Raw genomic sequence first — 14,292 nt, 5'->3', positions numbered from 1 at the left:
CTTCATTCGAACAGGAGCACGTCGTGCACCCAGCGGTCTCCAGGAGCGGCCCGGAGCCACGCCTGGCGCTCATCGCGCAGGGCCACGGCGGGAGTGGCGCCCGCGTGGATGCGCTCACGCACGTCGTTGAAGAAGCGGCCCGCCGAATCCGGGATGTCCACCGTGGCGGCCAGCACCGCGCGCGCTCCGGCGTCGAGGAAGGCCACCGGCAGGCTGAACGACTCATGCGGGAAAGGAGCGGTGCGCGCGGCGCCGCAGGCCGCGAGGAACACCAGCGGTGCCTTGGGCAGTCCGTGCGCGCGCACCTGTCCGGCGGTGAGCGCGTACCGGCCATCCCGCTCCGGCGCCAGCATGAGGAGCGATGCGTCCGACAGGTCCGGGCTGAACACGCCATGCGTGTGGATCTCCACCTCGGTGGCGGTGGACATCGCCTTCAGCACGTGCGCGGGCGTGGCCCGTGCCCCCTCCAGCATCACGCGCCGGGTGTCTTCCCCTGGGGGAGGAGACATGGGCGGAAGGCGCGGGAGGCCCAAGGCCGCGGGCGTGTCCACGTTGGAGACGACCAGGTGCGTGCCGCCGTCCACCGGCGGGGGCGTGCCTGGCGTCGCGTGGCCCGACCGGTAGCTCCAGGCGATGTCCGGCGACAGCAGCCGGGGCAGGCCGTTCACCGGAGGCGGTGCCAGCACCCGCACCTGGTCGCACCCGCGCAGCGCTTCCTGCAACGCGGGGGGCACCAGCCCGGACGCGTCCTGTCCGAGCGGCGCCGTGCGCGTCCCGGTGAAGTCCCCGAGCACCGCGCCCGAAGGTCCCCGCGCCACCGTCAGCGTGCGCTCATGCTGCACGGACACCGCGAGCACGCAGCGCTCCGGCACCTCCGTCACCTGGAGCTGGCGGCCCGTGAGGGTGAGCGCCTCCAGGTACGCGCCCGTGCGTCCGGCGTCGGAGATGAGCGCGGCGGAGGCGCGGGCCCGCGCGCGTCGGGCGTACGTGTCGTCGGGCGCGAGCTCCGCCTGTGTGAGGGCGCTGTTCAGCAGGGCGCGTCCGGCGGCGGGGTCGCGCTCCAGCTCGAACTCGCCCTGGAGGGCGTCCAGCAGCGCGCGCTCGCCTGGACGTTGCTGGACCTGTCTCAGTCCGGAGAGGGCTCGGGACAGCGCGTCCGCCGCGCCGGGCATGGGTCCGAAGCGGGCCAGGTCCGCGAGCACGCCCACGCCATTCAGCCCCAGCGGCCCGCCGGACTCCATCGCCCGCTCCAAGTGCCGCCGGGCCTCGTCCACGCGGAAGTCCATCCACGCCAGGGTGGCCAGGTTGCGGTGCACGTAGCCCACCTGCGCGGGGTCGTCCGGCACGCGCGCCAGCGACTCGCGGAGGTACGCGCCCGAGGTGGGGGCGACGTGGTGGAAGCGCGCCACCTGCGCCAGCTCCTGGAGGAACAGCCGCTCCTGCTGCCATTCCCCGTGCTGCTTCGCCAGCCGCCAGCCGGCCAGCGCATGCGCCTGGGCCTCGGCGGGCCGGTGCAACTCGCCCAGGTACATGTCCGTGAGCCACGCCCGCAGGTCGACGCAGCGGTAGTCCAGCCGCTCCGCCTCGCATGTGCGCAGCGCCTCCAGCACGCGCGCCTCCGCCTTCCACCACTGGCCGTCGCGCACCTCCAGGTTGGCGCGCTCGCGTTCGGCGATGAGGTGGAACCACGGGTCGCCCAGTCCGTCCGCGGCGCGAGCGAACGCCGCCACGTCCACGGGCCGTCCCGCCTGGAGCTCGTAGCCGAGCGCACCCACGTACAGGTCGTCCTCGCCGGAGCTCCGCAGCGTCTCCAGGAAGGCCGGAGGGAACGGGGTCCTGCCGCGCACGAACCGCGCGTAGTCCCGTGCCAGCGGCCCGCGCTTCTGGAAGTCCCGGGCGGCCACGCGGGTGACGGTCGCGCGCAGCACCGTGCCGCCGCCGTAGGCCCGGTCCAGCGTGTCCGCCAGCGGCAGCAGCCGCAGCGCCGCGTCCTTCGAGGGCGCCGCGCGGACCGCGTCATAGAAGGCCAGCCGGACGATGCCCGGCAGCTTCGCGGCCTCCTCCAGGGGCAGCGGTGCGTTGGCGTCCGCCATCAGGTCCTGCGTCGCGGCGAAGGCCTGCTTCCAGGCGCGGCCCCGGGCCAGCGTCTGTTCGCGCAGCCCGCGTGCCTTGGTCCGCGCCTCCTCGCGCCAGCCGGGCTCGCCCAGGTTCGCCACGGCGTCGAACGCGTCCGCCGCCAGCAGGGGCAGGTCCAGGCCGCGCAGGACGAGCGCCAGGTTCCACAGGGCCTGCGGATGTTCTGGCTGCTTCCGGAGCACGTCCTCCAGCACGGCCAGGGCCTCGTCGAGCGACGCCTGTTCGGAGGCCCCGGCATGGGCCAGCGCCAGCGCCACCGCGCGGTCGGAGTCCACATCCGGGGACGCGGGCGCGTTGCCCAGGTAGTTCAGGGCCTGCCGCGCGTCGCCCGCGAGCAGGTACGCGGAGGCGATGCCCCGCCAGTCCTGGCGGTCCTCCATCCCGGCCAGCTCCCGCAGCGGCAGCGGGGCCGCCGCGGGAGCCCCTCCGCGCATGGGCACGTAGGGGCGGTGCGTATCCAGGGGGCCGGAGGTCAGCCGGGCTTCGAGCGCGCGAGTGGACGCTGGCGCGGGCCAGGACGGGGACGGCTCGCGGAGGACGCGCGCGGTCCAGGTGCCCACGGCGGCGAGGGCCAGGGCCAACGCCCCCACGTGACTCCAGTGGGGGCGCCAGCGGCGGGGAGGTGGTGGAGGTGCCCGGACGCCAGCAGGCTCGGATGGGGTGAGGGGCCACGGGGCGGGGGGGATGCCCGTGGCCTCCGGAGTGGGCGGCGCCTTCGCGTGCGCCAGCCGCCCCAGGATGTCCGCCTGGAGCAGGTCATGGAACCGCACGCTGCAGTCCTCGCAGGAGGCCAGGTGCGCGCGGAAGTCCTCGTGGTGTTCGAGCGGAAGCTCCCCGTCCACGAAAGCCGGGAGGTGGGCGCAGTGGCTGTTCATCCGCTCCCCAGCTTCCGACGGGCCTCGGCCATGTCGCGAAGCTGGTCACGCAGTTTCAGCCGCGCGTGGTAGAGCCAGGTGCCCACCGTGCCCACGGGCGACCCGAGCAGGCGGCCAATCTCCGCGTGGCGCAGCCCTTCCGAGTGAAGCTCGAAGGTGCGGCGCAGGTTGAAGGGCAGCGTCGCGACGGCCTTCTGTAGCTCCGCCTCGGTGATGCACTCCCACAGCTCCAGGTCCGGCGCCTGCGGCTCCTCGAAGAGCTTGTGCACGTTGCCCAGGTTGATGGCGGTGGTGGCCTCCGTGCGCGTGCGGCGGCACTGGTCGAGGAAGCGGTTGTGCAGCACCCGCACCAGCCACGCGCGCCGCTCCGGCTCCCCCCAGCCGCGCAGCGAGTCCCACTTCAACAGGGCCCGCAGCAGGACGTCCTGGACCAGGTCGTCACAAGCCGTGGCGTTCCCCCCACAGATGTTTCGCGCGACCGCCATCAGGATGGGCTGATGACGGACCGCGAAATCGGCGTACTCCATGTCGGAATTGTCGAGTTCTTCTCTCATCGTGCGGCCCCCAGTGCCGGTACTGGAAAGAAAACGTAATAGGTCTGATTCCTTTAAGACCTTGTTAAACCCTTACGGGTTGGGTGGATTTGGCTGGCGGTTCTCGTGTCTCGGCACTGGGGAAAGCCACGCAGTCCAGGATTTGGAATGTTTGTCTGGGGTGTGTTTGACCGCGTGGCATAGGGTCGGAGCCATGGCTCGAACCGTGACGACACCGAAGCCCGTGGAGCTGGGGCACATCGACCTGCCAGAGGGGGTGTTGCTCATCCTGGATCCAGGCCTCGGGCGCTTCTGGCGGCATGACGCGGAGCCGTTGTCACCTCGGAAGAAGGCGCCGCCAGAGTACGACCTGCGCATCACCGGGCCGGACGCGGACGCCGCGGGCCGGGCCTATGACCGTGAGTTCGACCCGCGCTTCCTCTTCGACCGGAAGGACCCGGCGGACGCCGCGGCGCACTTCGCGGCGTTCGCGAAGGAGCGGGGGTTCAACGCACGAGCAGAGGTGTTGTCAGCGCGGGTTCCACACATGGAGCGGGCGCGGCTGGCGCTGGAGCATGGAGAGGGATTGGGGGTTGTGAAGTACAACGGCCTGTGGGCGGTGGTGGTGGGAGACCTGCCCGTGGGCCAGGGCTTGAAAGTGATTGGAATCCCCATGCCGCCGGGGGAGTTCGGCGGGCGTTGGCACTCCATCGACATCGTCGTGGACGGGCAGGCGGAAGCGGTCCGGTCGGAGCAGGTGGCCGGGGTGATGGTGGACCACGGTCAATTGATGTTCACCGGGTTGGGCCCGATGGGACGGTTCCGCATGTGGGAGCCGGAGGACGGGCTGGCCGACTATGTGTTTCACGGCCGGGACGCGCCGAAGCTCGCGAAGGAACTGGGCGCGAGTGACCTGGGGGGCGGGCTGTATGGGTGGAAGGACCTGCCCGTGGAGCGGGTGGGGGAGAAGGCCACGCCGTTGCAGGAGCGCATCGAGAACGAAGGGCTCGCGGTGGGCGTGGACTACCGGCCGCACTGCAACCTGGAGAAGCTGAACGCCGCGCTGCGTGGGAGCGAGGAGGACGCGGCCTCGCTCGTGCTGGACGGTGCGCGCGTGGTGGGGTGCGGGAACCGCTGGGGAGACGGCATCTTCACGGTGAGCCGGCACCTGGACGCGGAGGGGCGAACGGTGCGCGTCCGGGTGGAGCTGGGCACGGAGGAGCGGCAGAAGTTGCTGCGCGGCATCCGGCTGCGTCAGCGCAAGGCGCTCGCCACGCGCTTCATCACGGAGAACGGGGAGCCCATCCGCTTCGCGGAGCGCTCGGAGCCCGCGGCGGAGGAGGACAGCGGCTGGCTCTTCACCTCGGGGCTGGAGACAGAGGAGTACATGGAGGAGAGCGACAACGCGGTCATCGTCCCGCTGCGCGCGTTGCTGGGACGGTACAAGGAATTGGACGCCATCCTGGACGCGCCGGTCGGCGCGGTGTTCCGGCGCGAGGGGAACGGGTTCGTTCCGGAGGAGTGAGCCGCCACCGAAAGATCCGCTGATTCCGTCTGAATCCCCGCTCTGCCATTCAGCGCGGTGCGGAAGCATCTTCCGGTCATGAACCACGACCATTCCGCCCACGCCCCCGTGCATGGCTTCGGTGCCGACCGCGCGCCCCACTACGACGCCCAGGCCGCGGTGAGCCTCGCCGGCTACCAGGCGGCATACGAGCTGGGCGTCAGCGCCCTGGCCGCCCACCTGGACGGCCAGGAGACGGCGTCACTGCTCCACGTGGGCCTGGGCACGGGCGCGGAGCTGCTGCCCTATCACCGCTTCAACGTGCCGGGCTGGCGCTTCACGGGCGTGGAGCCCTCCGCGCCGATGCTCGCCGTCGCGCGCAAGCGTCTGGAAGAGGAGGGGCTGCTCTCGCGCACGCAGTTGCACGAAGGCGAGCTGCGGACGTTGCCGCAAGGTCCGCCGTTCGACGGCGCGCAGTTGATGGGTGTCCTGCACCACGTCGAGGGGGAGGAGGCTCGCGTCGAACTGCTGCGCGAGGTGACGCGGAGGCTCAAGCCGGGATCGCCGCTGGTGCTGGGCTGCCGCATCGGCCAGGACCCCGAGCTGACGAACATCGAGTTCCGGCGGCTGCGGGCGTATGGCGTGACGCGGGAGAAGCTGGAGGCCCGGGGGCAGGCCATGGCGAAGATGCAGCCCATCGAGTCCGATGCGGCGCTGTTCGCGATGTTCGCGCAGGCGGGACTGGTGGCGCCGAAGACGCTCTTCGTCTCGCTCCAGTACAAGGTCTTCCTGGCGCGCTTCGAGCCCTGAACACTCGTCAGTGGGGCTCAGGCGCTCCAGTCACGCGCTCGAACGACACGCCCAGGTTCCCGACTCCCTCGAGTGCGTTCTTGATGTCCTCCGACACGATGAACGCCGTCTTGAACTTCTTCAGCCGGAAGACACGCGCGCCCCCGGTCTTGGAGGGGTCGATTCGCAGTCCATAGATCCACTGGTATTCCCCTTCATGGCCAGGGGAGGGATCGTCCTCGTCATCGTGGTGAACCTCCCGGCACCGGGCCTCATCGATGCAATCGAGCACCTTGGTCGCATTGACGACGAAGAAAGGGTTGGCCTCTCCCTCCACCATCACCGGAAAGAGCTGAACGTCATCGGGGGCCAGTGCTCGGAAAACGTTCGCGATGGCCTCGCTGACAATGGGGGCCCGCTCGATCACGGAGAATACGAACGCCCGCGTCTGGCCTGGGGTTGCAATGAAGGCCTTCATCCTCCCTGGTTCATCGAGGACACGGCCATCCGCGAACATCCAAGGCTCGTCAAAGGCCTCACCTGAATCCCGTGTCGGTGTCTCGATGAGCCATTGCGGCACATCACCCAGTCGCACCCAGTAGAAATCGCGCTCCACCTCACCCCTCCGCCTTCACGATGAGACTCCGCAAATCGGAGCCCTGTGTCAGAAGCTCGTTCGCTATCCGCGCGAGTTCCTTCATCAAGCGGGTCCGGCAGGTTTCCGTTGATCTGCATCGCTCGACAGCTCGCTCCAAGCGGTCCATCACTTCTTTATGGTAGCGCTCTGGATGTGGCCCCTCATGTCCATTGAGCCGCACCTTGTTCGCGGCATCTTCGAGCGTCATCCCGGCCTTCTTGAAGACCTTCTCGCACCGTGGCGTCCAGGGACCGCCGGTAGCATCGGAGATGGGGTTCTTGTTCGTGCAGATGTGATGAACAGGTCCCGACTCGTCACCCGGAAACCGCCCGTCCGAGTACATCGCCAGTGCCGCTGCGGCTCCCGGAGCCAGCGCCACGTTGAGCACACCGGCAGCCGGCAATGAGATGGAGCCCACTCCGCCCGTCAACGCTGCTGTCAGCTGGAATCCTGACTCAGTCTGGGCCCGAATCGCGGCTTGGGGGAAGCCCGGGAGCCTGGGCCCCTGAGCCGCCATCGCACTCTTGCCGCCAAGGGCCGTCGTCACGAGCAGAACCAGGACGCGTGTTCCGTTCGTCCCCAATACACGCCCGAAGCGGTGTCCGATATCTTGCAACTCGATGACGCTCGTCGCCCTCCCTGCATCATCCCACAGTCGCACAAAGCCCCGGCCCATCTCCCAGACCGGCACCACCCCCAGGTAGGCCACCATCGCCGCGGTCAGTGCCACCGCGATGACCTTCGTGACGGGTTCGGGCAGCGTCATCGTGAGGAGTACGGACAACGCGGCCGAGGTCACCATGGCCTTGAGCACCACCGGGTTCAGCAGTTTGCCGATTTCGGCCTCGACACTCTCCCAGACCGCATCCAGCGCGAACGACAAGGCCATCAATGTCCGGTCCTTGCGCGAGAAGGGCAGCCCTGTTCCTCTCACCAGGGTCAGACAGTCGTCCCCATCGGGGCAGATGCGCGAATAGAGGGACTCCGGAGACGCCCCAGTCCCTGGATTCGGGAGCCCCTTCGAGGATGCGAGCAGCGATCCGGACCTCACCCATCCTTGCTGGTCGGCCGCATCCGTCTCGCGGAAGGCAACGTCCATGCGCATGTCCAGGATGAGCTGCGTGAGGGCCGCTTCGAACGCGTCCTCACTCACCTGAACCGGACCAATCTCCCGGGACTCGTGAACCACCTGCCTGCCGTCTCCAACATCAATGTGGACAACACGAGTCGTCGCACACCCTCCCACGAAAAGGAGTAGCGCGATAAACCACATCAATCGCATAGATGCTCCTGGAGACGCTCTCCCTGGTCATCAAGGGGCAGAACATCCTCATCCCCGAGTCTATCGTGGACGAGTTCCGCTGAAGCGTGAGCCGCCAGGGATTCGAGGCTGCATCAGAATTCCGAGGCAGCCGCCTGTCGCCAAGCGCGCGGAATCCCAGCGACGCTCCCCTGGTCCACGCCTTGCTCCCGGCATGGAGCTTCACGATTCCAAGGAGCCACGATGCGCTGGATGCGGATGCTGGGCGGTTGTCTGACGGTGATGGCCCTCGCGGCCTGTGGTTCGGACGGCGAGGGAGGGCAGGGGAGGCTGAAGCTGCGCGAAGGGCAGTCGCTGGACCTGGCGCAGGAGTGCGGCGTGGACCTGCCCCAGTGTCCGCAAGGCCTGTCCTGCCTCGTGCTCAAGCTGGACGGCGAGTCCAAGGCACGCTGTGTGGACGATTCCAAGGTCTGCACCGAGCTCGTGTCCTGCACGGGCGGCACCACGTGCGCCATCCTGGACTCGTACCCCGGACAGGTCGCCTGCTCGGGCAAGTGCACCTCGGACTGCGATTCATCCACGTCCAGCAGCCCGTGATGTCAGCGAGTCTGGAGCAGATGCTGAATGGCGGCGGTCCAGAGCTCCGTGGCGAGCTTGATCACGGAGACATCGGACTCGGCCTGGCTGGAGTTCCCGTCGCTTAGGACGCGAAAGGTGTGCCCTGTGGGAACGGCCTCGATGCGGTGGTCCCGGGGCGCGGCTTCCGTGCCGGGAAGGGTCAGTCGAACGCCAGTGCCTTCCTTGTTCCATCCGCCAATCCCTCCTCCCGGAGGGATCGCACTGAAGGACAGGTCCATGTGCGCGCCATGGCTGTCGCCCACCAGGCCGAAGAGCCAGTAGGGAGCTTTCTGGATGGAGGCCCACTCACGCTCAGTCAGTGCAGGAAGGTCGGACACCTGCAGGCGCGGTCGATTGCCCTCCGGGAACTTCGCCATCAACTGCCCCGCGAAGTCCACGAGTGATCCATGAAGCACACGGACGGCTTCGTACCAACGACCGAACTGGGATGACGTCGCGGCTCGCGTCTTGCCCAGTTGCTCCGCCAGGTAATCAATCGCAGGCTCACGGACCTCGGTAATCTCACGGGACGCGCGCTCGTATTCTTCGAAGCTCTGGTCCAGACGATCGAGCGTCAACTCCACCATCGCGGTGATGTCTCCCGAATGGGATGCATCGAGCGCCAGGTAATACCGGGCCCGGTCCTCGACGAGCAGGACGATGGCAGGGTAGTGCTCCCGCATCAGCAACAGGTTGGCGAGCAACCTCCCTGTCCGTCCGTTCCCATCCACGAAGGGATGAATGGTCTCGAACCACGCATGCGCGATGGCACAGACGACCACCGGATGCTCGGTCTTGGCTCCAGCCAACCACTCTCCGAACGTCCGCATCTCCTCCGGCACCTGGACCGCTTGTGGAGGAACGTACTTCGTACCGCCGATTCGTACGTTGATGCGCCGATAGGCTCCGGCGTTCTCGGTGTCGATTGCCCGCAGGACGATGCCATGCATCTCGCGCACGTCCCGCTCACCCAGGACGGAATCCTTGCTGGCCAACGCTTCGACAAAGTCGAGCGCATGCGCGAGGTTCACCGCTTCGAAGTGGTCCTTCAGCGACTTGCCCGCGATGGTGATGCCATCCTCCACGACGGCGCGCGTCTCCGGCAGGGTCAGCCGGTTCCCCTCAATCGCATTCGAGTTGTACGTGTGGTGGATCCGGAACCAGTGCCGCAGGTTCTCCACTGCCGCAGGAGGCATCCGGGTGGCACGCAACCGGCGCATGCGCTCGGTCGCCTGCTGAAGCCTGGGTTCGATGCTCTCGCTCCACCGGTACCGATGCACGCCAACCACCTCCGCTCTCCACTGTAACGCCGTCGCCCCCTTTCACCTCGCAGGGGCGCACGGAGCGGGTTCGTGCACATTGCAATCCGGGCGTGAGTGCCACGTCCGCAACCCCTCGGAATGCCTGGGCCTGACGGAGGCCCGCTCCGGTACGGCGGATGCTCATGCCCTTGGAGCCATGAGCTTCGAATACGCCGCAGGGACCGCGCTCGCGGTCCTCCTGTCCATCTACCTCGTCTACGCCCTGCTTCGGCCCGAGCGCTTCTAGGAGCCCGCCATGACCCTCATTGGCTGGCTCCAGACCCTGCTGTTCTTCGCGCTCATCCTCGCGCTGACGAAGCCCGTGGGCCTCTACCTCTTCCGCGTCTTCGAGGCCGACACCCAACCCCTGCCCCGAGTGCTCGGCCTCATCGAGCGCGCCCTGCTGCGCCTGTGCGGCGTGGACCCCAAACACGAGCAGACATGGGGCCAGTACACCGTCGCCCTGCTCGCCTTCAGCGCCGTGGGCCTTGTCGTCCTCTACGCGCTCCAGCGGCTCCAGCACGTGCTCCCGCTCAACCCCCAGGGCCTGCCCGCCGTGGGCCCTGCGCTCGCCTTCAACACCGCCGCCAGCTTCGTGGCCAACACCAACTGGCAGTCGTACGCCGGTGAATCCACGATGAGCTACGCCACCCAGATGCTGGGGCTGACGTGGCAGAACTTCGTCTCCGCGGCCACGGGCCTGGGCGTCGCGCTCGCCCTCGCGCGCGGCCTCACCCGCCGGTCCCTGGGCAACTTCTGGGTCGACCTGGTGCGCGGCACGCTCTACGTGCTCCTGCCCCTGAGCTTCCTCGCGGCCCTGTTCTTCGTCTCGCAGGGTGTGCTCCAGAACCTCGCGCCGTACCCCGAGCACACCACCGTGGAGGGCGTGAAGCAGACGCTCGCCTTCGGCCCCGTGGCCTCGCAGGAGGCCATCAAGATGCTGGGCACCAACGGCGGTGGCTTCTTCAACGCCAACAGCGCCCACCCTTTCGAAAACCCGACCCCGCTCACCAACCTGGTCCAATTGCTGCTCATCTTCCTGCTGCCCGCGGGCCTCACGTACACCTATGGCAAGATGACCGGCGACACGAAGCAGGGCTGGGTCCTCTTCGCGGCCATGTCCGTCCTCTTCCTCGTGGGCGCTGGCGCCAGCTACGCCGCCGAATCCCAACCGAACCCCGCGCTCACCGCCGCGAACGTCCTCCCCTCCGGAAACCTGGAGGGCAAGGAGACGCGCTTCGGCGTCGCGGCCTCCACGCTGTTCGCCACCGTCACCACCGACGCGTCCTGCGGCGCGGTCAACGCCATGCATGACAGCTTCACGCCGCTCGGCGGGCTCGTGCCCATGGTCAACATGCAGCTGGGCGAGGTCATCTTCGGCGGCGTCGGCGCGGGCCTCTACGGCATCCTCGTGATGGCGGTGCTCGCCGTCTTCATCGCGGGCCTGATGGTGGGCCGCACGCCGGAGTTCCTCGGCAAGAAGATCGAAGCGCGCGAGATGACGCTCGCGATGCTGTACGTGCTCGTCTTCCCGCTGGTCATCCTGGGCCTGTCGGCCGTGGGCGCGGTGCTCCCGCAGGGCACGTCGTCCCTCAACAACGCCGGGCCGCACGGCCTGTCCGAAATCCTCTACGCGTTCACCAGCGGTGTCGCCAACAACGGCAGCGCCTTCGCGGGCCTCAACGCCAACACGCCGTTCTGGAACATCAGCCTGGGCGTGTCGATGCTCGCGGGCCGCTTCCTGATGATGGTGCCGGTGTTGGCGCTGGCGGGCTCGCTCGTGGGCAAGAAGACCGTGGCTCCCGGGCCCGGCACCTTCCCCACCGACGGAGTCCTCTTCACCGGCCTGCTCGTGAGCGTCGTCGTCGTCGTGGGCGCGCTGACGTTCTTCCCCGCGCTGTCCCTGGGCCCCATCGTCGAGCACTTCCTCGGCAAGGCCGGAAAGGTGTTCTGACCATGGCCCCCGCAAGCAAACAGGCCTCGCTGTTGGACCCCGCGCTGCTCAAGCCCGCCGTCTGGGAGAGCCTCAAGAAGCTCCACCCTCGCGACGTGGCCCGGAACCCCGTGATGTTCGTGGTGTGGGCCGGAAGCCTGCTCACCACCGTGTTCGTCCTCAAGGACCTCACGTCCCAGCACGAACCCACCGCGCCCATGTGGTTCACAGTGTCCGTGATGCTGTGGCTGTGGTTCACCGTCCTCTTCGCCAACTTCGCGGAAGCCGTGGCGGAGGGCCGGGGCAAGGCCCAGGCAAGCGCCCTGCGCCGCATGCGTCAGGACACCCAGGCCCGCCGCCTCACCGACGATGGACGAGAAGAACGCGTCGGAGCCCCCGCCCTGCGCAAGGGCGACCGCGTGGTGTGCGAGGCCGGAGACATCATCCCCGGCGACGGAGAGGTGCTGGAGGGCATCGCCAGCGTGGACGAGTCCGCCGTCACCGGCGAGTCCGCCCCCGTCATCCGCGAGTCGGGTGGCGACCGCTCCGCCGTGACCGGAGGCACGAAGGTGCTGTCCGACCGCATCGTCGTCCGCATCAGCGTGGACCCGGGCGAGTCGTTCCTCGACCGGATGATTGGCTTGGTGGAGGGCGCGGCCCGCAAGAAGACGCCCAATGAAATCGCCCTGCACATCCTGCTGGTGGGGCTCACGCTGGTGTTCCTGATGGCGTGCGTGACGCTGGTGCCGCTGGCGCTCTACTCGGGCGTGCCGCTCTCTGGCACGGCGGTGGTGGCGCTGCTGGTGTGCCTCATCCCCACGACCATCGGCGGCCTCCTGAGCGCCATCGGCATCGCGGGCATGGACCGGCTCCTGCGCAAGAACGTGCTCGCGCTCAGCGGTCGAGCGGTGGAGGCAGCAGGGGACGTGGACACGCTGCTGCTCGACAAGACAGGCACCATCACCCTGGGCAACCGCATGGCCACGGAGCTCTTGCCCATGCCAGGCGTGCGCGTGGAGGAGCTGGCGGAGGCCGCGCAGCTCGCGAGCCTCGCGGACGAGACCCCGGAAGGACGCTCCGTCGTCACGCTGGTCAAGGACACCTACAAGATGCGTCCGCGCGAGCTGCGAGCGCATCAGGCCACCTTCGTCCCCTTCACCGCGCAGACGCGCATGAGCGGCTGCGACCTGGTGGATCCGCACCCGCGAAGCATCCGCAAGGGCGCCGTAGACGCCATCGTCCGCCACACGCAAGCGCAGGGCGGCACCGTGCCGGAGGAGCTGACCCAGGCGGCGGGCCGCATCGGTGACGCGGGAGGCACGCCGCTCGCGGTGGCGGAGGGCGCGCGGGTGCTGGGCATCATCCACCTGAAGGACGTGGTGAAGGGCGGCATCAGGGAGCGCTTCGACCGCTTCCGCGCCATGGGCATCCGCACGGTGATGATCACCGGAGACAACCCGCGCACCGCGGCGGCCATCGCGCGGGAGGCCGGCGTGGACGACTTCCTGGCGGAAGCGACCCCGGAGGCGAAGCTCGCGCTCATCCGAGCGGAGCAGGGCAAGGGCAAGCTCGTGGCGATGACGGGCGACGGCACCAACGACGCGCCCGCGCTGGCCCAGGCGGACGTGGGCGTGGCGATGAACACCGGCACCCAGGCCGCCAAGGAGGCCGGCAACATGGTGGACCTGGACTCCAACCCCACCAAGCTCCTGGAGGTGGTGGAGGTGGGCAAGCAGCTCCTGATGACGCGAGGAACGCTGACGACGTTCTCGATCGCCAACGACGTCGCGAAGTACTTCGCCATCCTCCCGGCGCTCTTCATGGGCGTCTTCCCGCAGATTGCCCCGCTCAACGTGATGGGCCTGACGTCGCCGTTCAGCGCCATCCTGTCCGCCGTCATCTTCAACGCGCTCATCATCGTGGCGCTCATCCCGCTGGCGCTGAAGGGCGTGCGCTACCGCCCTCTAGGAGCGGCGGCCCTGCTGCGCCGCAGCCTGCTCCTCTACGGCGTGGGCGGCGTCATCGTCCCGTTCGTGGGCATCAAGGTCATCGACGTGCTGCTCACCACCGTGGGCCTGGCCTGAGCACACAAGAAAGGAACACCCATGGTCTCCTCGCTCCTCACCGCCCTGCGCGTCAGCGCCGTCACGCTGGCCCTCACGGGCGTGCTGTATCCCCTGACCGTCACCGGCGTGGCGCAGGTGCTGTTCCCGCATGAAGCCAACGGGTCGCTGGTGAAGGACGACCGGGGCCGGGTGGTGGGCAGCGCGCTCATCGCCCAGGGCTTCACTCAAGCCGGCTACTTCCAACCGCGTCCCTCCGCCGCCGGCACGGGCTGGGACGCGACGGCCTCCGGCGGCAGCAACCTGGGCCCCACCTCCCAGAAGCTCCGCGACCGGGCCGTGGCGGAAGCAGACCGGCTGCGCCGCGAGAACCCCGAGGCCGAAGGCCCCGTGCCCGCTGAATTGGTGACAGCCTCCGCGTCCGGGTTGGATCCGCAGGTGTCGCCGGAAGCCGCGCTGTGGCAGGTTCCCCGCGTGGCCAGGGCGCGCGGCGTGCACCCGGCGCGCGTGCGGGCGTTGGTGCTGTCACGGGTGGAAGGACGGACGTTCGGCGTGCTGGGAGAACCCCGGGTGAACGTGCTCACGTTGAACCTCGCGATGGACCGTCAGTTCGGCGGGCCCGCGCCCACGGCCTCCCGGTGA

General features: G+C 68.7%; 12 protein-coding genes. 7 read left to right on the top strand and 5 right to left on the bottom strand.

Annotated features, from left to right (window positions below; genetic code table 11):
- Window positions 1-2 precede the first annotated feature (2 nt).
- Window positions 3-3,011, bottom strand: a complete 3,009-nt coding sequence (locus tag ACX114_RS39065) for a zf-HC2 domain-containing protein (protein WP_459293015.1) — start codon at window positions 3,009-3,011, stop codon at window positions 3-5.
- The gene (locus ACX114_RS39060) at window positions 3,008-3,538 is read right to left on the bottom strand and encodes a sigma-70 family RNA polymerase sigma factor (protein WP_052313186.1); all 531 of its coding nucleotides are present in this window, start codon (window positions 3,536-3,538) and stop codon (window positions 3,008-3,010) included. Before ACX114_RS39060 ends, ACX114_RS39065 begins: the two co-directional genes overlap by 4 nt.
- A gap of 220 nt (window positions 3,539-3,758) precedes the next feature.
- Here ACX114_RS39060 and ACX114_RS39055 point away from each other — a divergent pair, with 220 nt between their 5' ends.
- Together ACX114_RS39055 and ACX114_RS39050 are read left to right on the top strand one after the other, a co-directional pair.
- Window positions 3,759-5,069: a DUF2185 domain-containing protein gene (locus ACX114_RS39055; RefSeq protein WP_459293013.1), complete on the top strand. Its 1,311-nt coding sequence runs from the start codon at window positions 3,759-3,761 to the stop codon at window positions 5,067-5,069.
- 78 nt (window positions 5,070-5,147) lie between these two features.
- Window positions 5,148-5,858 carry a class I SAM-dependent methyltransferase gene (locus ACX114_RS39050; protein ID WP_459293011.1) on the top strand — a complete coding sequence of 237 codons (711 nt, stop codon included), beginning with the start codon at window positions 5,148-5,150 and terminating at the stop codon, window positions 5,856-5,858.
- Between the two features lie 7 nt (window positions 5,859-5,865).
- Here ACX114_RS39050 and ACX114_RS39045 read toward each other — a convergent pair whose 3' ends face one another.
- Both ACX114_RS39045 and ACX114_RS39040 read right to left on the bottom strand, forming a co-directional pair.
- Window positions 5,866-6,453, bottom strand: a complete 588-nt coding sequence (locus ACX114_RS39045) for an imm11 family protein (RefSeq protein WP_459293009.1) — start codon at window positions 6,451-6,453, stop codon at window positions 5,866-5,868.
- Window position 6,454: 1 nt separating this feature from the next.
- Window positions 6,455-7,756 (bottom strand): AHH domain-containing protein, encoded by a 1,302-nt coding sequence (locus tag ACX114_RS39040; protein ID WP_459293007.1) that lies wholly within the window; start codon window positions 7,754-7,756, stop codon window positions 6,455-6,457.
- 222 nt (window positions 7,757-7,978) lie between these two features.
- Between ACX114_RS39040 and ACX114_RS39035 the strand changes: the two genes are divergently transcribed.
- Window positions 7,979-8,332 (top strand): hypothetical protein, encoded by a 354-nt coding sequence (locus ACX114_RS39035; protein ID WP_459293005.1) that lies wholly within the window; start codon window positions 7,979-7,981, stop codon window positions 8,330-8,332.
- Between the two features lie 2 nt (window positions 8,333-8,334).
- Here ACX114_RS39035 and ACX114_RS39030 read toward each other — a convergent pair whose 3' ends face one another.
- Complete coding sequence (locus ACX114_RS39030; protein ID WP_459293003.1) at window positions 8,335-9,642, bottom strand: Fic family protein; 1,308 nt, start codon at window positions 9,640-9,642, stop codon at window positions 8,335-8,337.
- 169 nt (window positions 9,643-9,811) lie between these two features.
- Here ACX114_RS39030 and kdpF point away from each other — a divergent pair, with 169 nt between their 5' ends.
- From kdpF to kdpC, 4 genes are read left to right on the top strand one after another with little or no spacing between them, the layout of a single operon-like run.
- Window positions 9,812-9,901 carry a K(+)-transporting ATPase subunit F gene (gene kdpF, locus ACX114_RS39025; RefSeq protein WP_206786790.1) on the top strand — a complete coding sequence of 30 codons (90 nt, stop codon included), beginning with the start codon at window positions 9,812-9,814 and terminating at the stop codon, window positions 9,899-9,901.
- Window positions 9,902-9,910: 9 nt separating this feature from the next.
- Entirely contained in the window at window positions 9,911-11,608 is a 1,698-nt protein-coding gene (kdpA, locus tag ACX114_RS39020; RefSeq protein WP_459293001.1) for a potassium-transporting ATPase subunit KdpA, read from the top strand.
- Window positions 11,609-11,610: 2 nt separating this feature from the next.
- The gene (kdpB, locus tag ACX114_RS39015) at window positions 11,611-13,671 is read left to right on the top strand and encodes a potassium-transporting ATPase subunit KdpB (RefSeq protein WP_459292999.1); all 2,061 of its coding nucleotides are present in this window, start codon (window positions 11,611-11,613) and stop codon (window positions 13,669-13,671) included.
- Window positions 13,672-13,692: 21 nt separating this feature from the next.
- The gene (gene kdpC, locus ACX114_RS39010; RefSeq protein ID WP_459292997.1) at window positions 13,693-14,292 is read left to right on the top strand and encodes a potassium-transporting ATPase subunit KdpC; all 600 of its coding nucleotides are present in this window, start codon (window positions 13,693-13,695) and stop codon (window positions 14,290-14,292) included.

Source organism: Corallococcus sp. M7, from assembly GCF_054512695.1.
This window is presented reverse-complemented; position numbering and strand designations above follow the sequence as displayed.